This window comes from Paenibacillus polymyxa, from assembly GCF_015710975.1.
In the GTDB taxonomy this organism is placed as follows: domain Bacteria; phylum Bacillota; class Bacilli; order Paenibacillales; family Paenibacillaceae; genus Paenibacillus; species Paenibacillus polymyxa.
The window spans coordinates 1,813,916-1,838,684 of sequence record NZ_CP049783.1 but is presented as its reverse complement, the minus strand read 5'-3'; the positions used below and the strand labels follow the sequence as shown (position 1 = coordinate 1,838,684).

At 47.8% G+C, this 24,769-nt stretch carries 24 protein-coding genes, 2 pseudogenes and 1 riboswitch; of the genes and pseudogenes, 25 read left to right on the top strand and 1 reads right to left on the bottom strand.

Features of this window, described 5'->3' with window-relative positions; all coding sequences use genetic code 11:
- Nucleotides 1–6: 6 nt before the first annotated feature.
- From G7035_RS08240 to G7035_RS08185, 12 genes are all read left to right on the top strand, one after another.
- Nucleotides 7–777, top strand: coding sequence for a TatD family hydrolase (locus G7035_RS08240; RefSeq protein ID WP_019685732.1), 771 nt, complete (start codon nt 7–9; stop codon nt 775–777).
- Between the two features lie 200 nt (nt 778–977).
- Nucleotides 978–1,257: riboswitch (cyclic di-AMP (ydaO/yuaA leader) on the top strand.
- A 271-nt stretch (nt 1,258–1,528) separates the two neighbouring features.
- The gene (locus tag G7035_RS08235; RefSeq protein WP_017427067.1) at nt 1,529–2,677 is read left to right on the top strand and encodes a resuscitation-promoting factor; all 1,149 of its coding nucleotides are present in this window, start codon (nt 1,529–1,531) and stop codon (nt 2,675–2,677) included.
- Nucleotides 2,678–2,823: 146 nt separating this feature from the next.
- A complete protein-coding gene (gene rnmV, locus G7035_RS08230) occupies nt 2,824–3,369 on the top strand; it encodes a ribonuclease M5 (RefSeq protein ID WP_016818923.1) in 546 nt (181 codons plus the stop codon).
- 7 nt (nt 3,370–3,376) lie between these two features.
- A complete protein-coding gene (gene rsmA / locus G7035_RS08225; protein ID WP_016818922.1) occupies nt 3,377–4,261 on the top strand; it encodes a 16S rRNA (adenine(1518)-N(6)/adenine(1519)-N(6))-dimethyltransferase RsmA in 885 nt (294 codons plus the stop codon).
- Nucleotides 4,262–4,316: 55 nt separating this feature from the next.
- Complete coding sequence (gene yabG / locus G7035_RS08220) at nt 4,317–5,213, top strand: sporulation peptidase YabG (RefSeq protein WP_025363644.1); 897 nt, start codon at nt 4,317–4,319, stop codon at nt 5,211–5,213.
- A gap of 199 nt (nt 5,214–5,412) precedes the next feature.
- Nucleotides 5,413–5,694 (top strand): biofilm formation stimulator Veg, encoded by a 282-nt coding sequence (veg, locus tag G7035_RS08215; RefSeq protein ID WP_013308120.1) that lies wholly within the window; start codon nt 5,413–5,415, stop codon nt 5,692–5,694.
- A 165-nt stretch (nt 5,695–5,859) separates the two neighbouring features.
- Complete coding sequence (locus tag G7035_RS08210; RefSeq protein ID WP_007428013.1) at nt 5,860–6,039, top strand: small, acid-soluble spore protein, alpha/beta type; 180 nt, start codon at nt 5,860–5,862, stop codon at nt 6,037–6,039.
- Nucleotides 6,040–6,173: 134 nt separating this feature from the next.
- A complete protein-coding gene (gene ispE, locus G7035_RS08205) occupies nt 6,174–7,028 on the top strand; it encodes a 4-(cytidine 5'-diphospho)-2-C-methyl-D-erythritol kinase (protein ID WP_019685733.1) in 855 nt (284 codons plus the stop codon).
- A gap of 181 nt (nt 7,029–7,209) precedes the next feature.
- Nucleotides 7,210–8,049 (top strand): pur operon repressor, encoded by an 840-nt coding sequence (gene purR / locus G7035_RS08200; protein WP_013368673.1) that lies wholly within the window; start codon nt 7,210–7,212, stop codon nt 8,047–8,049.
- Nucleotides 8,050–8,212: 163 nt separating this feature from the next.
- On the top strand, nt 8,213–8,500 hold the full coding sequence (gene spoVG, locus G7035_RS08195) for a septation regulator SpoVG (RefSeq protein ID WP_007428016.1): 288 nt from the start codon (nt 8,213–8,215) through the stop codon (nt 8,498–8,500).
- 345 nt (nt 8,501–8,845) lie between these two features.
- Nucleotides 8,846–10,243 (top strand): bifunctional UDP-N-acetylglucosamine diphosphorylase/glucosamine-1-phosphate N-acetyltransferase GlmU, encoded by a 1,398-nt coding sequence (glmU, locus tag G7035_RS08190; RefSeq protein WP_019685734.1) that lies wholly within the window; start codon nt 8,846–8,848, stop codon nt 10,241–10,243.
- Nucleotides 10,244–10,302: 59 nt separating this feature from the next.
- Complete coding sequence (locus tag G7035_RS08185) at nt 10,303–11,256, top strand: ribose-phosphate diphosphokinase (RefSeq protein ID WP_013308125.1); 954 nt, start codon at nt 10,303–10,305, stop codon at nt 11,254–11,256.
- Nucleotides 11,257–11,324: 68 nt separating this feature from the next.
- Here G7035_RS08185 and G7035_RS27815 read toward each other — a convergent pair whose 3' ends face one another.
- Nucleotides 11,325–11,525 carry a hypothetical protein gene (locus G7035_RS27815; protein WP_013368676.1) on the bottom strand — a complete coding sequence of 67 codons (201 nt, stop codon included), beginning with the start codon at nt 11,523–11,525 and terminating at the stop codon, nt 11,325–11,327.
- Between the two features lie 74 nt (nt 11,526–11,599).
- On the opposite strand from G7035_RS27815, the gene pth reads away from it, so the two are divergent.
- The 13 genes and pseudogenes from pth to G7035_RS08120 all read left to right on the top strand — a co-directional run bounded on the left by pth (nt 11,600) and on the right by G7035_RS08120 (nt 24,310).
- Nucleotides 11,600–12,160, top strand: coding sequence for an aminoacyl-tRNA hydrolase (pth, locus tag G7035_RS08180; protein ID WP_019685735.1), 561 nt, complete (start codon nt 11,600–11,602; stop codon nt 12,158–12,160).
- A gap of 87 nt (nt 12,161–12,247) precedes the next feature.
- On the top strand, nt 12,248–12,478 hold the full coding sequence (fin, locus tag G7035_RS08175; RefSeq protein WP_014599341.1) for an anti-sigma-F factor Fin: 231 nt from the start codon (nt 12,248–12,250) through the stop codon (nt 12,476–12,478).
- 134 nt (nt 12,479–12,612) lie between these two features.
- Nucleotides 12,613–16,140 carry a transcription-repair coupling factor gene (gene mfd / locus G7035_RS08170; RefSeq protein ID WP_016818917.1) on the top strand — a complete coding sequence of 1,176 codons (3,528 nt, stop codon included), beginning with the start codon at nt 12,613–12,615 and terminating at the stop codon, nt 16,138–16,140.
- A pseudogene (locus G7035_RS27810) lies at nt 16,124–17,241 on the top strand (peptidylprolyl isomerase). The gene mfd and the pseudogene G7035_RS27810 overlap by 17 nt, the downstream one beginning before the upstream one ends.
- A gap of 167 nt (nt 17,242–17,408) precedes the next feature.
- Complete coding sequence (gene spoVT, locus G7035_RS08160; protein WP_013368681.1) at nt 17,409–17,951, top strand: stage V sporulation protein T; 543 nt, start codon at nt 17,409–17,411, stop codon at nt 17,949–17,951.
- Nucleotides 17,952–18,090: 139 nt separating this feature from the next.
- Nucleotides 18,091–19,749 carry a putative polysaccharide biosynthesis protein gene (locus G7035_RS08155; protein ID WP_115293057.1) on the top strand — a complete coding sequence of 553 codons (1,659 nt, stop codon included), beginning with the start codon at nt 18,091–18,093 and terminating at the stop codon, nt 19,747–19,749.
- A gap of 167 nt (nt 19,750–19,916) precedes the next feature.
- Nucleotides 19,917–21,415: pseudogene (gene yabN, locus G7035_RS08150) on the top strand (bifunctional methyltransferase/pyrophosphohydrolase YabN).
- A 333-nt stretch (nt 21,416–21,748) separates the two neighbouring features.
- Nucleotides 21,749–22,021 (top strand): HU family DNA-binding protein, encoded by a 273-nt coding sequence (locus tag G7035_RS08145; protein WP_007428028.1) that lies wholly within the window; start codon nt 21,749–21,751, stop codon nt 22,019–22,021.
- A complete protein-coding gene (locus G7035_RS08140; protein ID WP_016818913.1) occupies nt 22,021–22,299 on the top strand; it encodes an RNA-binding S4 domain-containing protein in 279 nt (92 codons plus the stop codon). Before G7035_RS08145 ends, G7035_RS08140 begins: the two co-directional genes overlap by 1 nt.
- A gap of 178 nt (nt 22,300–22,477) precedes the next feature.
- Nucleotides 22,478–22,762: a sporulation protein YabP gene (gene yabP, locus G7035_RS08135; RefSeq protein ID WP_013368685.1), complete on the top strand. Its 285-nt coding sequence runs from the start codon at nt 22,478–22,480 to the stop codon at nt 22,760–22,762.
- Nucleotides 22,759–23,337, top strand: coding sequence for a spore cortex biosynthesis protein YabQ (gene yabQ / locus G7035_RS08130; protein WP_019685738.1), 579 nt, complete (start codon nt 22,759–22,761; stop codon nt 23,335–23,337). The genes yabP and yabQ overlap by 4 nt, the downstream gene beginning before the upstream one ends.
- Nucleotides 23,338–23,341: 4 nt before the next feature.
- Nucleotides 23,342–23,671, top strand: a complete 330-nt coding sequence (locus G7035_RS08125) for an FtsB family cell division protein (RefSeq protein WP_013368687.1) — start codon at nt 23,342–23,344, stop codon at nt 23,669–23,671.
- A gap of 123 nt (nt 23,672–23,794) precedes the next feature.
- Complete coding sequence (locus tag G7035_RS08120) at nt 23,795–24,310, top strand: S1 domain-containing RNA-binding protein (protein ID WP_013368688.1); 516 nt, start codon at nt 23,795–23,797, stop codon at nt 24,308–24,310.
- Nucleotides 24,311–24,769: the final 459 nt, after the last annotated feature.

Genomic DNA, 24,769 nt, shown 5'->3' with positions numbered 1-24,769 from the left:
AAAACCTTGGATTTATTCGACACTCATACTCACCTAGATGCGCCACAATTTGACGAAGACCGTGAAGAAGTTATAGCACGTGCTGTCGAATCAGGAGTAACACGGATGATCAATATCGGATTTAATCGTGAGACCATTCCATCCACCATGAAGCTGGCTGAGACGTATGATTTTATTTATGCAGCCGTTGGATGGCATCCGCAGGATGCCATTACAATGCAGGAGGGTGATTTAGAATGGATTGCATCGTTATGCAGTCATAAAAAGGTTGTAGCGATCGGAGAGATCGGTCTGGATTATTATTGGGATACATCACCAAAGGATGTGCAGCAGCGGGTACTTCGAAATCAAATTGGCCTGGCACGTGAGCTCAACATGCCAATTGTTATCCATAACCGAGATGCACATGAAGATATTGTGAGGATTTTACGTGAGGAAAAGGCGGGCGAGATTGGCGGAGTCATGCACTCCTTTTCTGGGAGCTGGGAGACCGCTAAAATGGTGCTTGATATGGGCTTTCACCTTTCCTTTGGCGGGCCCATAACGTTCAAAAATGCCAAGCAGCCAAAAGAGGTACTGGCCCTGGTTCCGCTGGATCGTCTGCTGATTGAAACGGACGCGCCATACTTGACGCCTCATCCGTTTCGCGGGAAGCGAAATGAGTCGGCCCATGTGAGATTGGTGGCAGAGGTAGCTGCCCAAATTAAGGGAATTACAGTGGAGGAATTGGTATCCATTACGACCCAAAATGCTTTGGAACGATTTGACATTCAGTGAAAAAGCGAAGAAATCAATCAAAATAAAGAGATAGACGGAGCTAATTATGATTTTGTTGCAGGAAACTCAAGAATATTACAATTTTTTAACCGAATATTTTAAAAAATGTACTTGAAACCTGCTTTACAACATGCATGGAAACAGGATATCATCTTTTCAGTGAATTGTTGTTGAGTGTAAACATCAACAAATCATTTCATGAACCAGTCTCGCTGAGTCCCTTTTGCAGGGAACGGGGGAACCGATATGGCTTACAGTACGTCCGGCGTATGTGCAAGAGAGAATGTCTCTTCAGCAGCCGGCTCAACCGAAATTCATTTCCCGAATGGGATGAACAGGTAGAGAAGCCGTATTTCGATTTCTTTCTGGGTCTTCGGGGTGAATGTGAAGGCGACCGCCATGAGCGGTTGACCTAAGCTAGGGCGACTCTCTACGTCCGAACCCGACAGCTAACCCCGTAAGCGTAACAAGAGAGAAGCCATCTCGTGCATGAGTTTTCCCGCATATTCACACATGTCGGAAGCCACGAAAGAGCTCTCTAGTCTCTTTCTTTGGCTTTTTTTGTTGTGAATAAAAGAAAATCTGTCATCATACTGTGGTTAAACAGGGGAGGACAGCATGCCGCGAAGACGGGTACATGGTGCAGGACAGTCGCAGTACGGGCTTGTCTTGTAGAAAATCTGTTATAGTCACGTCAACGATCAACTATGTCTTACTCCAGACGGCGGGCTATGTAAGGAGGACGGAGGAAATGGGCATTTTCCGAAAAGAGGAGACCCATGAGTCACGCTCATCCAGCATGTCTTACGTATTACGTTGGAAGCAAGAGAATGTGCGCCAGGCTGCTTTGGTTGCTATTTTTCTAATCGCACTAACGATTATGATTTCAATTCTGATGTACACGCAATCTAAAAAACAAGTCTTTTTTGTCATCGATGGTAAGGCATCTGCGGTAGAAACCCGGGAATCCAAGCTCCAAGATTTGCTCAATGAGCATTCTATTTCACTTCAGCCGCATGATACAATTTCCATGCCGCTAAATGGAGCAGTACAGGATGGGGATCGCGTAGTCATTAAACGTGCCAATCAGGTTAAAGTATCCTCAGGCAATAAGACGAAAAAGCTGTACACAACAGAAAATACAGTAGAGGGTGCCATTCGCACTTCGGGCTATAAATTATCATCAACGGATAAAGTTTACCCTGCGTTGGATGCCTCTGTTTCAGCTAACATGGACATAAAAATCGTCCGTGTGAAGAAACAGCAGGTCGAACAGAAAAAACAAGTGCCTTATCAGGTCATCAAAACGGCAGATCCAAGTCTCTATAAAGGCGATAATCGAGTCATTCAAAGTGGCAAATCGGGTGTGGTAGTCCAGCATGTTCAAAAGGTATACCATGATGGAAAATTGGTATCCAAACAGCTGGTCAACAAGGAAGTCGCACAGAATCGTGTGGATAAGGTAATTGCGGTAGGAACGAAGAAAAAACCGGTCGTTCTAGCTGCTTCCATCGGCCCTAAAGATGCGGTTAAGGCTACAAAGGTTAGTTCGGGCAGTGCTGTCCGTAAAGCAGGTATTAATTTTAATTATAAAAAAGTTTTACAAAACGTCTCCATGACGGCGTATTCCGCACAGGAGCCAGGTATCGGTACACGTACCGCCTCCGGCACACGTGTCACGGAAGGACGCACCATCGCTGTCGATCCGAGTGTAATTCCAATCGGGTGGTGGGTGTATATTGAAGGGGTGGGCTTCCGCCGTGCGGAGGATACCGGTGGCGCGATTAAAGGCCACAAAATCGATGTGTATTATGAGAGTTTGAGCCGGGCCAACCAATTTGGTCGTAAGCACGGTAAAACCGTATATGTTATCGGACCTGTAAAGCCGGAAATCAACTAAAACAGGTTGTGTATGTTGAGGACAATGCGATAGTATTAACAACATAGTTATGCCATGCTAAGAAGAGGATACCCTCTTCTTATTTTGTTTTCAAAAGCAGGGAAAGATAAATATATGTTGCTGTGTAGCAGTGGAGGGAAACGAAGATGATCAAGGAAGTGATCGTGGTGGAAGGCCGGGATGATACGGTAGCCATTCGCCGTGCTGTCGAAGCAGATACGATAGAAACTGGCGGTTCAGCCATTAATAAAATGACGCTGCGGAAAATTGCATTGGCGCAGGAACGGCGGGGGGTCATTATTTTAACTGATCCCGATCATGCAGGGGAGCGTATCCGTAAAATCATCGCCTCCAAGGTACCCGGCTGCAAGCAGGCTTTTATACCTGAGGCAGAGGCGACGCGCAAAGGGGATATTGGCGTAGAGAATGCCTCCCCGGAAGCCATCAGACACGCTCTCGCGCGGGTACATACGACAGTGGAAGGTGCCGAACCGCTGATTGAATGGGCGGACCTGATTGACGCTGGACTTATTACCCATCCCAATGCTGCTGCACGCCGTATGGCCTTGGGGAATGTACTGGGTATTGGCTATTGTAACGGAAAGCAGCTACATAAGCGGCTCTCTGTATTTCAGATCAGCCGTGAGGAATTTGCCAGTGCGCTGGCACAAATCGAAAGTGAAGGATTGTGATATCCGTATGACAGGGATTCAAGATATAGCAACACCGCGGCGTACGAAGGAGATTATTCAAAAGCACGGTTTTTCGTTCAAAAAGAGCTTGGGACAAAACTTTTTGATTGATCAAAATATTCTGAGCAAGATCGTAAATGCTGCCGGTTTGGATGATACAAAGGGTGCGCTTGAGATCGGTCCGGGGATTGGAGCTTTGACTGAAAAATTGGCGCAATCGGCTAAGGCAGTTACCGCTGTCGAGATTGATCAGCGGCTGCTGCCCATTCTTGAAGAAGTGCTGGCCCCTTACGATCACGTAAAGGTTCGCCATGGAGACGTATTGAAGCTGGACTTGCGTGAGGTGTTCGCAGTCGATTTTGCAGACGTGAGCAAAGTGAGTGTCGTCGCTAATCTGCCGTATTACGTCACTACACCGATTCTGATGCGTCTACTGGAGGACAAGCTTCCTTTGGAGAATATCGTCGTTATGATTCAAAAGGAGGTGGCTGAGCGCATGGCTGCGTCTCCTGGTACGAAGGATTACGGCAGCTTAAGCATAGCCGTGCAATATTACAGCGAGCCTGAGTTAGTCTGTACGGTGCCGAATACAGTATTTATTCCTCAGCCGAATGTTGATTCGGCAGTTATTCGGCTGCGTGTACGAGAAGTTCCTCCGGTGGAAGTGGTGGACGAGAGGCATTTCTTTGAAGTGGTTCATGCCGCCTTTGCCCAACGTCGTAAAACCATTTCAAATAACCTAAAAAGCCGCTTCTTCACTAAAGAGAACAGGGACACGCTGGAGCCGCTGTTGCAACAAGCTGGTATTGAGCCTTCCCGTCGAGGGGAAACGCTGAGTATCGAGGAATTTGCGCGTCTCAGCGCCGTGCTGTTAGAGGCTGGAATATCCTAAATTGGAACCAAACTGTGCATTCACCCATACGATATAGGAGGGGTGATACAGTGTGATGAGTTTAGGAGACTTGGTCGTTCGGAAATCGTACGGCGGTGATGTCACGTTTCGCGTTGAGGACATCCAGCGGGATAAAGCGATCATTAAGGGGACGGAATTTCGGCTACTGGCTGATTCCCCGGTGAACGATTTGGTCAGAGTGCCGGCAGACCAGGTTAGCGGTAAGACTCAACAGGCCCACATTAAGGCCGGGGAGTCTCTTAATCTTTTGCAACGGGCACGCCAGCAGCAAGCTGCCCGTAGCCAGGCGGCTCTGATTGGAGAGTGGAGTGATCCGGTGGAGTCAACGTATTTTGAAATGCCAGGAAAGGTTCTTCATCTGGATGGAGACCCTGGCTATTTAAGGAAATGTCTCAGTCTATATGAACAGCTCCGTGTTCCCGCAGAGGGACATCACGTTCACGAATCGGCAATGGCGGATACGTTATACCGACTGCTTCCCCGCATTCGTCCTGATATTGTAGTCATCACTGGACATGATGGTGTGCTAAAGCAACCGCAGCCTTATGATTTGTACAGCTTGAAAAGCTACAAGAATTCGCAAAATTTTGTGGCAGCGATTCAGGTAGCGAGACAATATGAGCGTCATCTGGATTCACTGACAATTGTAGCGGGTGCGTGCCAGTCCCATTTTGAGGCGCTGCTGCGTGCTGGAGCCAACTTTGCCAGTTCCCCAGGGCGTATCTTGATTCACGCTCTGGACCCCGTTTACGTGGCTGCCAAGGCCGCATTTACTTCAATCCGTGATACGGTCAATATGGGAGACTTGTTTCACCAGACCATCAGTGGCAGCCGCGGAGTGGGTGGAATTGAAACAAGGGGAAGCTACCGCATCGGTTTGCCGAAGCTTGAAAATTTGTCAACGCTTAAAGTAACGCCTTCAGCGATCTGAGATTCAAATGTGCCTAATAGGATTTATCTGAACAAAAGCCTCTTTTTAGAGGCTTTTTGTCATTTTTTATGTATATTATTCCTGTTCGCAAAAAATTAAATTGACAACTTATTTTTCGTGTTGTTATAATATTTAGCTTGATTTGACAATCCCTCTAAAATTCGTTATAATGGACAAGGAAAGAGGTGGTCGTTAGGCAATGGCTAAAAATACGCTGTTGGAAATCAAACGCAGTCTCGACGCACATGTAGGGCAAAAGATTTTGCTGCGGGCTAACGGCGGACGCCGTAAGACCGTCGAACGAACTGGTGTCTTGGAAGAAACGTACCCTTCTGTTTTTATCGTCAAGCTGGATCAGGAGCAACAGACGTTTAAACGTGTCTCCTACAGCTATGCTGACATTCTTACTGAGTCGGTGGAGGTCAGTGTATATGATCCCGACTCTCACACAAGTGTAGTCGAATATTTCGAAACACCTTAATTCTTTTTTACGTGATTTATACCAGCATTGCAGGTTTAACGGCGACCTCGTCATTTTTAATGGCGGGGTCGTTTTGTATTTGCAGAGCAGGATGAAGCATGATATCTCTGCACATACTAAGGCGGGAATGATCTTCCTTATTCCATTGCCGAAGGAGGCGTATGCATGAGCCGAAGAAGACGGAGTGTTATGTCGGAAGAGCTAAAGTACGAACTAGCCAAAGATCTTGGGTTTTACGACACGGTCAAGGAGGAAGGCTGGGGAGGCATTAAAGCCAAGGATGCGGGCAATATGGTCAAGCGGGCCATTCAGCTTGCGGAGCAGGCGGCTTCTCGCAAATCGTAGCTCTCGGTGGTGCTGATGAAAAGCGGGGATATACCAGGGCATCTCCGCTTTTTTGAACCTCATGACTTGACAGGCTGAGTCTGATATAATATGTTAAGCTGTCTTGAGGGAAAAGTTGAAGGTGGGTGAACGCCTTGAAAATATATGAAAAAGCACCGGCGAAAATTAACTTAATGCTTGATGTTCTACGTAAGCGGGATGATGGTTATCACGAGGTCGAAATGATCATGACTATGGTTGATCTATCCGACCGATTGACGATGTCCGAGTTACCGCGTGATACCATTATCATTTCTAGTCAAGCCGGGTACATACCATTGGATGAAAAGAACTTGGCTTTTCAGGCTGCGCGTCTAATCAAAGAACGTTATAACGTGTCTACAGGCGTCCATATCCATCTGGATAAGCATATCCCGGTGGCTGCAGGATTAGCAGGCGGAAGCAGCGATGCTGCTGCAGCATTGCGTGGACTGAACAAGCTGTGGAAACTCGGTATCTCGGATGCGGAATTAAGGGTACTGGGTGCTGAATTGGGTTCAGACGTACCTTTCTGCATTACAGGGGGCACAGCTTTAGCGAGCGGGCGCGGAGAACTGCTCAAGCCACTGCCGAATCCGCCACAATGCTGGGTGATTCTCGCCAAGCCGCCGATTAATGTTTCGACGGCTGAAGTGTATGGTCGTGTCAAAGCGGATCAGATTACGCACCACCCGTCTGCCCGGCAGATGGAACTGGCGATTCGTAACGCTTCTTTTACCGATGTATGCAACGCCCTGGGTAATGTACTGGAGGATGTGACATTAAAGCTGTATCCAGAAGTGGAGCATCTTAAAAACTCCATGATCCGTTTAGGAGCAGATGGCGTGCTGATGTCAGGCAGTGGACCTACAGTGTTCGGGTTGGTATCTAAGGAAGCCAAAGTGCCACGGATCTATAACGGACTAAGAGGCTTTTGTAAAGATGTATACGCAGTACGACTTTTGACCTGATTTTAGATATTTTCTTCATATTATAGTGGTAATTGTTGTACAAATACGTACGAAGATGATATATTTACTATTAAATATTCGGATTTTACTATATCACTTACATTCCGCCAGCAACCGGCCAGTCCGCCGGTGCTTTATTGTACGAAGCGGGCGGCAGGAGAATAGATCGCGAGGAATTGTTGTGAAAAAACTTAAAAGAAGCTCACGATTGGTGGAAATGACACAATTTTTGTTGTCACGGCCGCATACATTGGTGCCTCTTACTCATTTTGCAGATCGATACGGGGCAGCTAAGTCGTCGATAAGCGAGGATCTAGCTATTATCAAAGAAGTATTTGAGGATGAGGGTACTGGCGAGCTTCTGACACTGGCGGGAGCAGCAGGGGGCGTCAAGTTGATCCCACGGCTCTCCAAGCAGCATGCGCTTGCGTTTGCGAACGACTTGTGCGCGCAGCTGGAGCAGCCTGATCGCATATTACCGGGAGGGTACCTATATTTATCCGATTTGCTGGGCCAACCAGCGATGATGAACGAAGCAGGTAAAATATTTGCGACCGCTTTTGCCGATCGTCAGATTGATGTGGTTATGACTGTAGAGACGAAGGGCATTCCGCTTGCATATGCAACCGGAGCACAGCTTAATTTGCCAGTCGTGCTTGTACGACGTGACCATCAGGTGACAGAAGGCTCAGCTGTAAGTATTAATTATGTTTCTGGATCACAAAAGAGCCTGCATACGATGTCTTTATCCAGACGTGCAATGCGTGAGAAATCGCGTGTGCTCATCGTAGATGATTTTATGAAGGCTGGCGGCACGATACAAGGAATGGTTGACTTGTTAGCAGAGTTTGATGCTGAGGTAGCTGGTGTCGGTGTTCTGGTAGAGTCGGGCGAGGTGGAGAACGAAGAGCGCCTGTTGCACGATTATATTTCACTGGCAAATCTGACCGCAGTCGATTCTCGAAGTAAGCAAATTACAGTCAAGCTGGGTAATTACTTTGATGAGTTAACAGGGCAGTAAATTGTCACAATTCATCATAAAATACCTAAATATGTCGAAAAGAAATCTTTTCAAAAAAATTACCTGAATTTAGGATACGAATTGTCCAAAAAAAGAAGGAATTCGAAATGCTGTGTGGAATGTATACACCAAGTCCTATTTGGAAAAAGGTGGTGAAACACACATGCAGATTACGGATGTTAGACTCCGCCGAGTGAACTCAGAAGGAAGAATGAAGGCGATTGCATCCATTACAATTGATAACGAGTTTGTTGTTCATGACATCCGAGTTATCGACGGTAACAACGGGATGTTCGTAGCTATGCCAAGCAAACGAACCCCTGACGGAGAGTTTCGCGATATCGCTCACCCGATATCTTCAGGAACTCGTGAAAAGATTCAAGCTGCTGTATTGACTGAGTACGAACGTGCAGCTGTTGATGAAGAAGTTGCTATTGAAGAAGGCGCTTAATTCGCCTAAAGCAGGATTGGGGTACAAAAGAAAAAGAGAGCCACTAACTGTGGCTCTCTTTTCTTTTTGTCTGGAATGAGATATATTCTTTAGTGAGTTAACAGTCAGTTTTAAGGCAACTTGGAGCCATCCGGGCTGCCGAAGCGGCTTTTTCATAAGACAGGGACTAGGCAGCGATGCGTCCTGGGGATGAACGTCCAGCACAAGCTGGCCTGAAAAAATAGCCATTAACCAAAGGTTCGCCGTTATTTTTCAGGAGGATTGTGAAAAGTTAAGCAAAATCTGATCTGGGAATTAACGTTTTAGCCGAGGGGTAACTGTTATTTTCAGGATAGGAGGTTGGACTTGTTGGAAAGGTTGGCAGTCATTCTTGCCGCAGGGCAGGGAAAACGTATGAAATCCAAATTATATAAAGTTCTGCATCCGGTGTGCGGAAAACCGATGGTCGGACATGTGCTCGACACGGTTCGTGCAATCGGTGTGTCCCGCAGTGTAGTCGTCGTGGGTCACGGAGCAGAGGCGGTACAGTCTTATTTGGGACCGTCGGCAGAATATGCGCTTCAGGCAGAGCAACTGGGAACGGGCCATGCTGTCAAGCAAGCCAAGGATCTGCTCGGTCAGGATCAGGGCACCACAATTGTCATCTGTGGAGATACTCCTTTGATCACAGCGGAAACGCTGGAAGGTTTGGTGCAACTGCACGAAAGCCGCGGAGCGGCTGCAACGATTCTGACCGCCGAGTTGGACGACCCGAAAGGATATGGACGAGTTATTCGTGATACTTCCGGGGCCGTGCTTAAGATCGTGGAACAGAAGGATTGTTCACCTGAGGAAGATGCTGTCCGTGAGATTAACACAGGAACGTATTGTTTTGACAATGCTAAGTTATTTGCAGCGCTGGACAAGGTAACGAATGCCAATGCACAGCAGGAATACTACCTGACCGATGTCATTGGTATTTTGCATGGCGAAGGTGAGAAGGTTGAGGCGTATTTGACAGATGACGTGTCGGAATCTATCGGTGTAAACGACAGAGTTGCTTTGTCGGTTGCTGAAGGCTATATGCGCGAGCGTATCGTTCGCAAACATATGCTGAATGGTGTCACCGTCATTGATCCGTCTTCTACCTACATCGGAAGCGATGTTGTCATTGGTTCCGATACAGTGTTGTACCCAAATACATGGCTGCATGGTCAAACACAAATCGGAGAAGATTGTGTGATTGGTCCGCAGGCAGAGATCCAGAATACGATTATCCACTCAGGAGCAACAGTGAAACATTCGGTGTTGAACGAAGCGGAAGTGGGAAGCAGTACATCTGTAGGTCCGTTTGCTTATCTGCGTCCAGGCGCGAAGCTTGGCGAACATGTGAAGATTGGTGATTTTGTAGAGGTGAAAAATGCGACCATTGGAGATCATTCCAAGGTGTCTCATTTGAGCTATGTCGGTGATGCCAAGGTGGGTACAAACGTAAATATTGGCTGCGGGGCAATAACGGTTAATTATGATGGATATAATAAATCCATTACAGAAATTGAAGACGATGCCTTTATTGGCAGCAATGTGAATCTGATCGCCCCGATTAAGATTGGAAAAGGTGCTTATGTTGTCGCAGGCTCCACTGTAACACATGCTGTCCCTGATAACGACCTGGCCATTGCCAGACCACGTCAAGAGAACAAAGCCGGATATGCGGACAAAATCCGCGCGCGTGCCAAAGCAAAGAAAAAAAGATCGGAATGACCTTAATCAGCAAGCGGTTGAATCTGTAATGAATGAACCAGCACGGAGGGTTTCTATTAATGACTTATTGCGATTCCAAACTCAAAATATTTACTTGTAACTCCAATCCGAAGTTAGCCCACCAGATTGCGGACTACATCGGAATCCCAATGGGGGAATCCCATACCACATCGTTTAGTGACGGTGAAATTCAGGTTAAGCTGTCGGAAAGTGTTCGCGGCTGCCATGTGTATATTGTACAGTCCACTTGTCTGCCAGTTAACGACAACTTGATGGAGTTATTGGTTATGATTGATGCACTTAAACGCGCTTCTGCCAAAAGTATCAATGTTGTTATGCCATATTACGGTTATGCTCGTCAGGATCGTAAGGCTCGTTCGCGTGATCCAATCACGGCGAAACTTGTCGCTAACTTGATTGAAAAGGCGGGGGCTCACCGCGTAATCAGTATGGATTTGCATGCGATGCAGATTCAGGGATTCTTTGATATTCCAGTTGATCATATGCTGGGAGCGCCAATTCTGGCCCAATATTTCCGTTCCAAGCAAATTGAGAACCCGATTGTCGTTTCACCCGATCATGGTGGGGTTGTTCGTGCGCGCAAGCTGGCGGACTTCCTGAGTGCGCCGCTCGCTATTATTGATAAGCGTCGTCCAGAGCCAAATGTCAGTGAAGTGATGAATATCATCGGGAACATTGAGGGTAAGACGGCTATTTTAATTGATGATATCATTGATACAGCCGGAACGATTGTATTGGGTGCAAATGCGCTTAAAGAAGGCGGCGTAAAAGATGTGTATGCATGTTGCACACATGCCGTGCTGTCCGGTCCTGCGATGGAAAGACTGGAGAATTCGCCATTAAAAGAGGTGGTTGTGACGGATACGATCCCGATCGTTCACCCAAATCCGACAAGCAAGCTGAAGGTACTGTCTGTGGCTCCATTAATGGGAGAAGCCATCATCCGTGTGCATGAAGAATTGTCGATCAGCAAACTGTTTGAAATCGAATAAGCGCTGGCTCATTAAAAAAGGGGTTGCTTTTTCCATATGGAAAAGGTAACCCCTATCAGCATGTCAGGCTAAAAGCCTGGCCGAGATATGAATGTGAAGCGTTGACGATTGTATAGTGTGTCCTCGATTTCGACGAAATGCTCATTAAAACGCGCAACGATGCCAATTTGAACATGTACATTCCCGTCATAAATTTGGACAGGAACGGAATGTTTTAAATGATATAGAAAATGGCTGTCATATAAGAGGATATCACCTTGATTGAGCATATCGGCACGCACCTTCCTGTTCACTACAACTATTTTACCAAAAATCAAGACTTCGAAAGAGGGTGTCAAGGTTAATGAAGTGGATTGTAGGATTGGGCAACCCCGGTCCCCAATACGAGAAAACGAGACATAATGTCGGATTTATGGCCTTAGATGCACTTGCCTCACGTCATAATATCCAGATTACCCAAAGCAAATGTAAGGCGTTGATTGGTGAGGGTCACATTGGTGGCGTGAAAACGGTACTGATTAAGCCTATGACATATATGAATCTCTCAGGCGAGTCTCTACGTGCATATATGGACTACTATAAGGCCGATATGGAAGATCTGATTGTCGTGTACGATGATCTGGATACAGAGGTCGGTAAAATAAGACTGCGTTATCAAGGTAGCGCAGGCGGTCATAATGGCATTAAATCGATCATTCAGCATACAGAGACGCAGTCCTTCAACCGGATTCGTATGGGCATTTCCCGTCCAGAGCCTGGACATGCTATTGTCGATTATGTTCTGGGCACCTTTCCAAAGAAGGAAAAGGAACTATTGACCGGAATGATAGAAGATACGTGCAACGCTTTAGAATACAGCTTGAATCATCCGTTTGAGCGGACGATGGCTGAATTCAACAAGTAGGTTCTGATGTTAGGTAGACGGGCTTAAATGGAAGATTGTTGGACATACTGAAAGGTGTAGAAAACTTTCAGGAGGCATATACATTACATGGTTGTTAATTATGTATGCAGACATTGTCGAACTTTCTTAGGGCGAATTGACTCCGCTGTAATAACCGAAGAAAGGTTGGGCTTCCATTCCTTGACCCCTGCTGAACGTAGAGATATAATAGCGTATAATTCGGGTGGTGAAGTGACTGTTAAAGTCATTTGCGAGCATTGCAGTCAGGCACTGGAGAATAATCCGGAGCTGAGTCTGCTCGTAAACCCGCTCCAATAACAGGTATTCAACTGGTCTGATGTACCAGCTTGAGAGGTGAAGCGGTAGTTCCGCTTATGGAGCCTTGGCAGCATTGCTGAGGCTTCTTTTTCGGTTTACATGTAACTATTTATAAGCATAAAGGGGTGCCTTTTTTGTTACAAGCACTTATTCAGGCTTTTACGAAGGATGCTGATTATGCATCCATTGCGGCAGGTATATCCTCAGGCATGAAGGAACAGCTGATATCAGGCTTGTCAGGCTCTTCAAGACAGGTACTGATGGCCGCACTTGCTGAAGATACTGGACGACCGTTGATGGTCATGACGCACAATATGTTTGCCGCTCAAAAGATAGCAGATGATTTGCAGGAAGCGCTTTCTCCTGATCAGGTTTTATTGTATCCAGCTAACGAGTTGGTAGCTGCTGAAGCAGCCATATCCAGTCCAGAGACGTTATCCCAACGAATTGATGTATTGATCCGATGTGCCCAGGGTTTTCGTGGGGTTGTTGTCGTGCCGTTTTCTGGAGTCCGGCGTCTACTACCAATCCCGGAAACATGGCGTGAGGCTCGTGTTGAGCTGAAAGAGGGAGAAACGATTCAGCTGGAAGCATTTTTGCTGCATATGGTGGAGATGGGATACCAGCGTGTAGAGCGTGTTGAATCCCGCGGGGAGATGAGTGTACGCGGGGGAATTGTTGATTTTTATCCAATGACAACCCGATGGGGCTATCGTGTGGAGTTGTTTGATGATGAAATTGACTCCATCCGTATGTTTGATCCGCAAGATCAGCGTTCGGTGGAAAAGGTACAGGAAGTTACTGTAACGCCATGTAAGGAAGTTATTGCAAGCCACCAGCGTATGGATCAAGCTGCTGATGCCGCTGCTCTGTTGTTGGAGGAACAGCTGGACAAAATGACAGATCGTCAGGCTAAGCAGCATCTGAAAGAGGAAATTCATCGTGAAATTGAGCTGCTGCGGGAGCATGTGTATTTTGACGAAATCTATAAATATATCTCCCTGCTGTATCCTGAACGCAAAACCTTGGCTGATTATATGCCGGAAGATACGATTCTAATCATTGATGAACCAGCACGGATGCTAGAAACAGCCAGGCAGCTAGAGCGGGATGAGTCTGAATGGAATTTGCATTTGCTTCAAAACGGTAAAACTCTACCGCAACTGGAGCTATCGGATAACTCGGATAATCTGCTGTATAATCGGAGATTTCAAACGCTGTTCCTGTCGATCTTTCTTCGCCAGGTTCCGCATACACAGCCGCAAAATATTTTGAATTTCATCTGCCGTGGCATGCAGGATTTCCACGGTCAAATGAATGTACTTAAGGCAGAGATGGATCGTTGGCGCAAGGCAGGCACACAGGTTATGATGCTGGCGAGCGGAGATGAACGTCTGGATCGGATGCGGCGAGTGCTTCAAGACTATGGTATTGATGAGCCGACGATGGCGATTGGTAATCTGCAAAGCGGTTTTGAGATGCCGTCTATTCATCTGGCGGTGATTACCGAGGGTGAGATGTTCTCCCAGAAGCAGCGGAAAGCACGTAAGCAGGGGCGACATGTAGACAATGCAGAGCGGATTAAGAGCTATAGCGAGCTGAAGGTGGGCGATTATGTCGTACACCAAAATCACGGAATCGGGAAGTACATGGGAATCGGTACGCTGGAGGTTGGCGGTATCCATAAGGATTACATGCATATCCTCTATGCGGGCGGAGATAAGCTGTCTGTACCGATTGAACAAATTGATCTGATTCAGAAGTATGTGGGCTCCGAGGACAAAGAACCCAAGATTTACAAACTGGGCGGCAATGAGTGGACACGTGTTAAAAGTAAGGTGCGCAGTTCGGTTCAGGACATCGCAGATGACTTGATCAAGCTATATGCGGAAAGACAGTCAGCACCAGGCTTTGCTTTTGAAAAGGATTCACCAGAACAGCAGGAATTTGAGGATATGTTCCCGTATGATGAGACACGTGACCAGATTCGGGCTATTGAAGAAATTAAAAAGGACATGGAGCAGAGTCGTCCGATGGATCGTTTGCTGTGCGGTGACGTAGGCTACGGCAAGACTGAGGTGGCTATTCGTGCTGCTTTTAAGTCTGCTATTGAGGGCAAACAAGTGGCTGTGTTGGTACCGACGACGATTTTGGCACAACAGCACTATGAGACTTTCCGTGAGCGCTTTTCCGGGTATCCGTTTAATATTCAGGTATTGAGCCGTTTCCGCTCGCGCAAAGAGCAGAATGAGACGACCAAGGGAGTTCGACAAGGTACGGTGGATATTGTCATTGGTACTCACCGTCTACTTTCCCAGGATCTGGTGTTCAAGGATCTCGGGCTGCTTATTGTCGATGAAGAGCAACGTTTTGGCGTAACGCACAAAGAAAAGCTGAAAAAACTGAAAACGAATGTAGACGTGTTGACACTAACGGCTACACCTATTCCCCGTACGCTGCATATGTCCATGCTGGGTGTACGTGATTTGTCAGTTATTGAGACGCCACCAGAAAACCGTTTTCCAGTGCAGACCTATGTAGTTGAGCATAGCCAGACTCTAGTTCGCGAGGCCATTGAACGCGAGATGGCACGTGGAGGACAGGTGTACTACCTGTATAATCGCGTACAGGGGATTCAGGAGATGGCTGCCGAGATCAATGCACTTGTCCCAGACGCCAAGGTGGGCGTAGGTCACGGACAGATGTCTGAAACGGAACTGGAGAAAACCATTTTGGATTTCCTAGATGGTGAATATGATGTACTGGTTAGCACGAGCATTATCGAAACCGGTGTGGATATCCCCAATGTGAATACACTCATTGTGCATGATGCTGATAAAATGGGGCTTTCCCAGCTTTATCAGCTGCGTGGGCGTGTAGGCCGTTCCAATCGGATTGCCTATGCTTATTTCACGTACCAGCGAGATAAGGTGCTTACAGAGGTGGCGGAGAAGCGGCTTCAGTCTATCAAAGAATTTACGGAGTTGGGTTCTGGGTTCAAGATTGCAATGCGTGATTTGTCCATCCGCGGAGCGGGTAACTTACTTGGCGCCGAGCAGCACGGATTCATCGCTTCCGTTGGTTTTGACCTTTACTCGCAAATGCTGGCTGAGGAAATCAACAAACGTAAAGTCAGTGTGCTTGGAGAAGAGGATCAATCCAACCGGAATTGGAGTACATCGATTGATTTGGGTGTCGATGCTTACCTGCCGGGAGACTATATTTATGACAGCATCCAGAAGATTGAGATTTATAAGAAGGTTGCAGCGGTCAGTACCTTTGATGAGGCTTCCGAACTGGAGGACGAACTGGTCGACCGATTTGGCGATCTGCCAGAGGCTGTTCGTCATTTGCTTGCCGTTGCTCGTCTTAAAGTATATGGACGGATGTATGGAATCGAGTCCATTGTGCAGCGGGATGACAATATAGTGCTGAAATTCCATGAAGGTCGTCAGCACGCGGTTCAGACAGCCAAACTTGCCGAGATTGGCAATCGCTTTGAAAGACGTGTACAATTTGAACAGGGCACTTCTATGAGCGCACGCATAAAGGGCAAAGGTCTAAATGATCCACAGTTGCTAGAACTGCTGGAGCAATTTTTGAGTGCATTGAAAGAAGCATTCACATTGAAGGAGGAACTGCAAAATGCCACAACTAAATAAAAGAAAACCTTGGAGAATGCTCTCCTTGGGCATGGCAGCGTTGCTAGCTATATCGGTGCTGGCAGCATGTACAAAGCAAGCGGATGAGAATAAGGTCAAGGATGAGCCGAAAGACAACAGCAAGGTTGTCGTGACCTATAAGGGTGGAACGATTACCGAAAATGAGTTCAACCAAGAAATCAGCATGATGAAATTTCTGTACCCAGAGTATGAGGCTGCTTTAGCTTCTGATCAGGTACGTGAGCAAATTGTAAAGCAGGAAGTAGTGTACAAGCTTTTGGCGGCTAAAGCGGACGATAAAGCCAAGGAAGAGGGCGCCAAACAAGGAAACGAGCAGTTGGAGCAGTATAAAAAGTCGGTTGGTGAAGATAAGTTTAAGACATTTCTGAGTGATCAGAAGCTGACCGAACAAGGTGTGAAAGATTACTTTACGCGTGTCATGACGGTAATCAACAGCGAAACCAATAAAGTAACGGATGATCAGCTGAAACAGGAATTTGAGAAAAATAAAGATCAATTCACGACAGCAACCGTGCGCCATGTATTGATTAATTTCGAAGATCCAAAAACAAAGAAACAGCGTACAAAAGAGGCTACTCTCAAGCTGGCCAAAGAAGTAAAGGCGAAGCTGGACGGTGGAGCGGATTTTGCGACGATTGCCAAGAAGTATTCGGAAGACCCAGGTTCCGCATCTAATGGGGGCTGTATGAGAATGCGTCCGTAGCACAATGGGTACCTGCTTTTAAAGAGGCTGCCGAAACTCAACCGATTAACAAAATTGGTGAGCCTGTGGAAACAGAATACGGATATCACGTGATCAAAGTGGAGTCCCGCAATGATCCAACATTTGATAAATTGAAGGACAACGAGAAGGCTGCCCTGAAAAATAAATTGGCTGGGGAAAGTATCCAAAACTTTACCGAAAATGATTTGGCGAAGCTTGATTTGAAAATCAATCTGCCGAAGGCACCTGCTACGCAAGAGAAAAGTGGTGCAACGTCCGGTGCGGGCAGCACAACTACACCGAGCGGAACAACAAGCGGTACGGGCGATAGCAAGGCTGGAACAGCCAAAGATGGAGTTGCAAACGAAGGTAAATAACTGAACATGCATAAGGAATTGGGAACAGATGAATACTATGGTCAGATATCACCATAAACACCATGACCGCGACGTTCTTCGTGACCGCTTCTGGGGGAGTGGAAGCGTCTTTCGATACCGTCAGTAGTTTACTAAATTCTTCTTGAGAAAGTGGGGCAACATGTGAAATGAAAGCTACTGGTATAGTTCGCCGTATTGATGATCTTGGGCGGGTAGTTATTCCAAAGGAGATTCGCCGCACCTTGAGAATTCGTGAAGGAGATCCGCTTGAGATTTTTGTGGATCGTGACGGAGAAGTCATTTTGAAAAAGTATTCACCCATTGGTGAACTTGGTGATTTCGCCAAAGAATATGCTGAGTCCCTGTTTGAAAGCACAGGCCATATTACGATGATTACCGATCGTGACACCATTATTACGGTGGCTGGAGGCTCGAAAAAAGAGTTTTTGGACAAGCAAATCGGTAGCATTATCGAAGGTAGCATGGATAATCGCAAGACTGTGCTGGAGACAGCCAGCGGCTCTTATGAGCTGACGCGAGACCACGAAGAAACACTCTCGTCCTTTGTGACGGCTCCCATTGTTTCGGGTGGTGATCCCATCGGATCTGTTATATTGTTGAACAAGGATGAAAATGTAAAAATGTCCGAAATGGAGGTCAAGATGGCTGAAACAGCCGCTGGCTTCCTGGGCAAACAAATGGAACAGTAACACCTCGTTTCACCCCTGTATGACGTACAGAACGGACAAAGCCGTTCAACGTTGTACAGGGATTTTTTTCTTTCCGGGAGAAGAGACGGTATAATAGGACTCGTAAAAATGCTTATCCAGGTGGGAGTGGAGACGGAGAATGCAGGAAAATCGCGCCGCTTCGCGGCTGCTACGGGGTGCTGTCATTTTGACAATGGCAGCGGTAGCAAGCAAGCTGATCGGCACATTGCAAAAAATCCCGCTGCAAAATATTGGCGGCGACGGCGTGTTTGGCATTTATAATACGGTTTATCCTTTTTATACGCTGTTTATTACCATTGCAGCTGCTGGATTCCCGGTGGCCGTATCCAAATTTGTAGCTGAGTATGAGGCTGTGGGGAACCGGGCAGCAGGGCAACGTGTTGCCCTGCTATCTTCGCTTGTATTGGGCATCTTCGGACTGATTCTGGGGCTGCTGATGTATACGTGTGCGCCGCTAATCGGCCAGTGGATCGACAATGCTCACGTCATTCCATCGGTGAGGGCGGCAGCGGTTGCCTTTTTGTTCGTGCCGGTTATGGCGGGACTGAGAGGCTATTTTCAAGGTTTGCAAAATATGATTCCAACGGCGGTTTCCCAAGTGACGGAGCAGGCGATACGGGTAAGCGTGATGATCATATTGTTGCTGTTCATGCTGTCACAAGGAGCAGGGGCGGATATGATAGCCGCTGGCGCAGTGTTTGGCTCAGCAGCAGGCGGAGCAGCGGGCTTGGTGATCATGCTGTTGTATTGGCGAGGTCACAGAAAGAGACTTAGGCGGCAAGAGACGGCAATGACAACAGTGCAAGCCCAGACTGGTGAGCTTCACCCAACGGAAAGCAACGGCGCTTTGCTAAAGGCGCTGCTACGTTATGCCTTGCCTGTTTGCCTTGGAGCGCTGGCCGTTCCGTTAATTAACCTGGTAGATACATTTACCGTCCCTCGCTTGTTAAAGCAAGAGGGCTTGGACGATACGGCGGTTATGGTGGCCTTCGGCGTGTACAACCGGGGGCTTCCGCTAGTACAGCTGGTCATGATGTTTGCCACCACATTGTCGGCATTGTTCATACCCTCGCTGGCTGAGGCTCGGGTAACCGGAGGTACGGAGCTGGCACGTCGTCAGTGCGAGCAATCGCTGCGCTGGTTTTGGCTGTTGGGACTAGCCGCTGCGACAGGTTTGATCGTGCTGGCCGTGCCCGTCAATGTGATGCTGTATGCAGACGACACCGGCAGCACGGTGATGCGCTGGATGGCGCTGACCGCCGTAGGAGGCACGCTCAGCATCATCTCGGCTGCGCTACTGCAAGGGCTTGGCGCGGTTCGTGCGCCAGCTCTGGCGATGCTCGCGGCCGCAGCAGCCAAGGCGCTGCTAAACTGGCTGCTCGTGCCGCAGTTAGGCACGGCTGGTGCCGCCATTGCGGGGGCTGTCGCCTATCTGCTGGCGGCAGTGATCAACATCGCGCTGCTGGCCCGCTTGGTGGGGCTGCGCGGGAGCTGGTCCGCCAGTGTACTCAAACCGGCGGCATTGCTTGTCGCCTTGGCTGGTGCAGCCGGGGCGGCGATGTGGGGCACCAGTGCTGTGCTGGGTGCCTTGGGATGGGCTGCCGGAGGTCGTGCCACGGCAGCGGCGGAGAGCCTGCTGGGAGTAGCAGCAGGCGCCGTGGTGTTCGTGATCGGCCTCGCACGCTTGAGGTTGATCACGGAAGCCGAGCTTGTGGCAGTGCCCAAGCTCGGACGCCCGCTGGCAGCCGTGCTGCGCAGACTGCGTGTACTGGCTTAGCCGGGGTTATACGACTTGCCGCGCGACAGCTGCGCAAGCCATTTTATGAGCCTATACAACTTTGTGGTATAGTAAATGCCAAAGCAAAGGAAGCGGAAGCTGGATTGGATTGCGCCGGGTGTTTTTTCCGAGCATGAATCCTGCTTTTGCGGAACGGAGGATTGGATATGAGCGTAACATTAACGATCGTAGGTCTGGGCTCGGGAGATCCCGATCAGCTTACGATAGGGATATTGAACAAAATGCGGGGGGCTTCAGCGCTATATCTGCGAACCAAGGAACATCCGGCGGTTCAAGTGCTGGATGAGTTTGAAGTGGCCTTTGAGTCATTTGATGCGGTATATGAGACAAAGGAATCTTTTCCAGAGGTATACGAGGAAATTACCAGTCAATTGATGGCAACAGCTGCTAAGGCGGCAGACGGAAGCGAAATCGTCTATGCGGTTCCCGGTCACCCGATGGTGGCGGAAGCAGCGGTGCAGTTGCTCAAGGAGCGTTGTCCTGCGCAAGGGATTGAACTAAACATCTTGGGGGCGAAAGTTTCCTGGATGAGGCTTTTGTGCGTCTTGGTTTTGATCCGATTGAGGGTTTCCAGCTGTTGGATGCAGGTACACTGGATGCGAGCTGGCTCCAGCCTCAGTTGCACACGCTGATCGGACAGGTATATGACACCTTTACGGCTTCCGATGTGAAGCTGTGCTTGATGGAGCGGTATCCTGACGATTATGAGGTGTATGTCGGCCACGCGCTTGGGGTAGAAGGTGAGGAAGCAGTCCACAAGGTGCCGCTGTACGAGCTGGATCGAGTAGAGGGCTACGGGAACCTATCCTTGGTGTACATACCTCGCAGTGAGGATGAGGCGCTGAAACGGCGTTCTTTTGACCGTCTACATGAGATTGTCGATATTTTGCGCAGTCCAGAAGGCTGTCCATGGGATCGCGAACAGACACATCAATCGATCCGCAAAAATCTGATCGAGGAAACGTATGAGGTCATTGAAACTATAGATGAGGATGATCCTGAGCATATGAAGGAAGAGCTCGGCGATCTGTTGTTACAAATTTTGCTGCATGCCCAAATGGAAGAGGAAGTCGGAACCTTCAATGTCTATGATGTGATCCAAGGGCTGAACGATAAGCTTATTTTCCGTCACCCGCATGTGTTCGGTGATAATCAAGCGAATGATGCGGAAGAGGCGCTGCAAAACTGGGAACAGATGAAGGCTGAGGAAAAACGACTTAAAGGTACAACGGCAGCAGACCCTTCCGTGCTGGATGGGGTTCCCCGTGATCTACCTGCTCTTATGAAATCGTACAAGCTCCAGAAAAAAGCAGCTAAAGTAGGCTTTAACTGGGATAGCATTGAAGGCGTATTTGATAAACTGGACGAAGAAGTGGCTGAGTTGAAGGAAGCGGTTCGGGAAGGGCATTCCGTGGAAGCTCAGTTGCTGGAGTTGGGCGATGTGTTATTTGTTGCCGTGAATGCAGCCCGGTTCATGGAAGTAGATCCAGAGGAGGCGCTGTCAGCCACTAATCGCAAATTTGTGAGCCGTTTCCAGTATATTGAGCAGAAATTACGCGAGCAGGGACGTCGTCCCGAAGACAGCAGTGTAGATGAAATGGAGACCTACTGGCAGGAAGCGAAAAAGCTCCTTGATAGAGATTGACTCCATAGATTTGATCTTTGGCTGTATGGGCCAGTAAAATGAGACATAAGCAGGGTTGAAAACACGCCCAGCTTGAGCAGACTTGCCAATGGGCAGAGTTTTGTAGTAGGATGTTGGCTTAACTGGGGGTCGAATAAAAAACGCCTGTCATTGCAGGATTTTTAAGGACAAGCCCGAATAACTTGTAATAATTCTGAAAATAACTGTAGCCTATAGTTAACATGTTACAGTAGTATTCAGAAAGGCTACGGCCACAGTTGGACCTCACGTCTGCTCCATTTATGGATATGTAGCGTGATGATTATTTTTTGACATTTAGGAGGCTTTTATCTTATGAACAAGACAGATCTGATCAACAATATTTCCAGCAAAAGCGGTTTGAGCAAACGTGACGTTGAAGCTGTATTGAATGGCGTACTTGGTGAAATTACAGATGCACTTGCGAGTGGCGACAAAGTACAACTGATCGGCTTTGGTACTTTCGAAACGCGCAAGCGTTCTAGCCGTACAGGCCGCAATCCACAAACCGGCAACACGATTGAAATTCCAGAATCGACCGTTCCTGCTTTTAAAGCCGGTAATAAGCTTAAAGAAGCCGTTAACTAATGCGTCTTGATAAATTCTTGAAAGTCTCGCGGCTGATTAAGCGTCGTACAGTAGCCAAGGACGTCTCTGAACAAGGGAGAGTGCTGGTGAATGGACGCGAAGCCAAGCCGAGCAGTGCGGTCAAAGTGGGCGATGAAATTACCGTCCAATTTGGCCAGAAGCTGGTGACCGTGCGAGTGGAACGGCTCGCCGACACTACACGCAAGGACGAGGCTGCAAGTATGTACACTTTGGTAAAGGAAGAGCCTATTGCCAGGGACAACGGTTTGAACTGGTAAGCAGACATCTGATTTTCTCATAACGTTGTACATAGAAGCATTCCTTCATATCTTATGAAGGGATGCTTTTTCTTTTGGATGATGAGCTTTCGTCTAATATATGCTCGTGAATAACCAATGCGGTTCTAAATCATGCCCACCCCTTCATAAGCTAAGAACAGAAGGAGGGGTACATGCCATGATTGAACAAGGGAAGTCCAAGCACCATGATCTGCGCATGCAAAGCCGCAAGCAGCTCGACATTTCAGGCGTCAGCAATGTGGAGAGCTTTGACAGTGAAGAGTTTTTGCTTCAGACCGAGCTGGGCCATCTCACCATTCGCGGACAACATTTACATATCAAAAACCTCAGTCTGGAAGAGGGGCTGCTGTCCATTGAAGGTCTGATTACTTCCCTCGTCTACCTAGAGCCTGGGGCCCCGGCCAAAAACGGAAAAAGCCTATTCGGCAAGCTCTTCAAATGAACCCTTACACACAATGGCTGACATTGACGTGGATGCTATTGTCGGGCATAGCGATGGGAGTGGTATTTGACAGCTACCGGGTGCTGTCAATCCGCTTTCATTTTGCCCGTTGGAGTGTTCATATGTTGGACGTGCTGTATTGGGTGGCCTCGGCTTTGTTTATTTTCCGTGTGCTATACGCGAGTAATCGCGGTGAGCTGCGGTTTTATGTCTTTTTAGGACTACTTTTGGGGGTTTGGCTCTATTTTTGGGCCTTTAGTGTTACAACCCAACGTTTTGTGGTAATGTTAATAGAGATCGTTCGCAGACTGACGTTGATCGTGAACAGCATACTGCGCATCCTGATTGTTCTTCCGGTGTTAGCGCTGTATCGGCTGTTACGCAAGCTGGTCGGATGGACATGGGCACTTATTGTGTTCCTAGGAAGGATGCTGATATACATCCTGATGCCGGTTTGGAAGCCGATTCTTTGGTTGATCCGTCCGCTTATAGCGCGCTGGAAGACGCCAGATCTGCTCATAAAGCTAGGTATCAGACTGAAAAATACAGCAAAAAGATGGTTTGGAAGGGGGTAGTATCATGCGTAATTCGTCTGTAGATCGCCATTCATCTCCTACGTCCAAGTCCAATGCGGGCGGGCGCAGGCGAATCATGATTTGGTTGCTATCGCTTGCCGCCTTTGGTAGTTGGGCCATATTCACCTTTTTTTCTCAAGGCATGATCATGGCCGATCGAAGTGAACAGCTCACCCAGAAGGAAAAACAGAAGCAAGCTGCTACACAAACGGAACAACAGCTTCAAACCGAAGTGAATCGTCTCAAGGACCCTGAGTACATTGGAGAAATTGCTAGAAGTAAGTACGGTCTTTACAAACCGGAAGAGACGCCAATCATCGGAGATCAAAAATAGAGGCATTATCGGGCCAATGCTTAGTTGACCTTGGTTCCGCCATTTTGTATAATCAAATCACCACAGCGGGATTTTTTTGCAAAAAAATCGGTTGTATATTTTAAGGGAGGATCATTTTATTCTATGGCAATTGAAGTGGGCACCAAGTTAGAGGGCAAAGTGACAGGCATCACGCATTTTGGAGCATTTGTGGATTTGTCTGGAGGTGTCACGGGTCTCGTTCACATCTCGGAAATCGCCGATAATTATGTTAAGGATGTTAACGACCACCTGAAGATTAATGATGTTGTGACGGTGAAAGTCATTAATGTTGACAAAGATGGCAAAATCGGACTTTCCATTAAGCAAACGATTGATAAGCCGGCAAGTGAAGCCCGTCCCCCAAGAGCTCCAAGACCGGAGCGTACAGGAGGACCAGGCGGAGGAGACCGTTTTGGCGGCGGAGGTTCAGGTCCAAGTCAGGGACGCGGTGGTGGTTTCAACCGCGATCGTGGAGGCCGTTCTTTCAAGCCTGCACCGGGTAAACCTTCATTTGAGGATAAAATGTCACGCTTCCTGAAAGATAGTGAGGAACGCATTTCGTCGCTGAAAAAGAACACCGAAGGTAAACGCGGAGGACGCGGCGCGAAGCGTGTTTAATTCACTTTGACAACCGTATCAACCATACACGGAAAACCGTACAGTCGAAAGACTGCTACGGTTTTTTTGCGTTCTACCGACAAGAGATGCGACAAGCTGTGGCTGCGGGCAATACATTTGGGCGGAGGTGTACAGGCACATTTTTAAGATTAGTAGTTTCATGAAGAAGAGAAGAAGCATCGTACTGAAATGTTGGATGTTTTTTTTGTCGTGTGGACATAATCGTCCGACAAACTCCAACGGTTTTCCGTCTATCTTCTGTGCAAATCGCTAGTCTGGGCATCAGGGTGGACGACATACAGAGGCCGTGCAAGGCGTGGAGTGATACAACTTCCATCTGCTTCCATACGGGCGCAGCTTGATGTACAGGGGGATGCTCTGTCCTTTCGCGCGGCACGTTTTTTTGTCGGAAATTTCTTGGAATAAGACGTGAGGTTCTGACAAACTTTCTCAATCGTT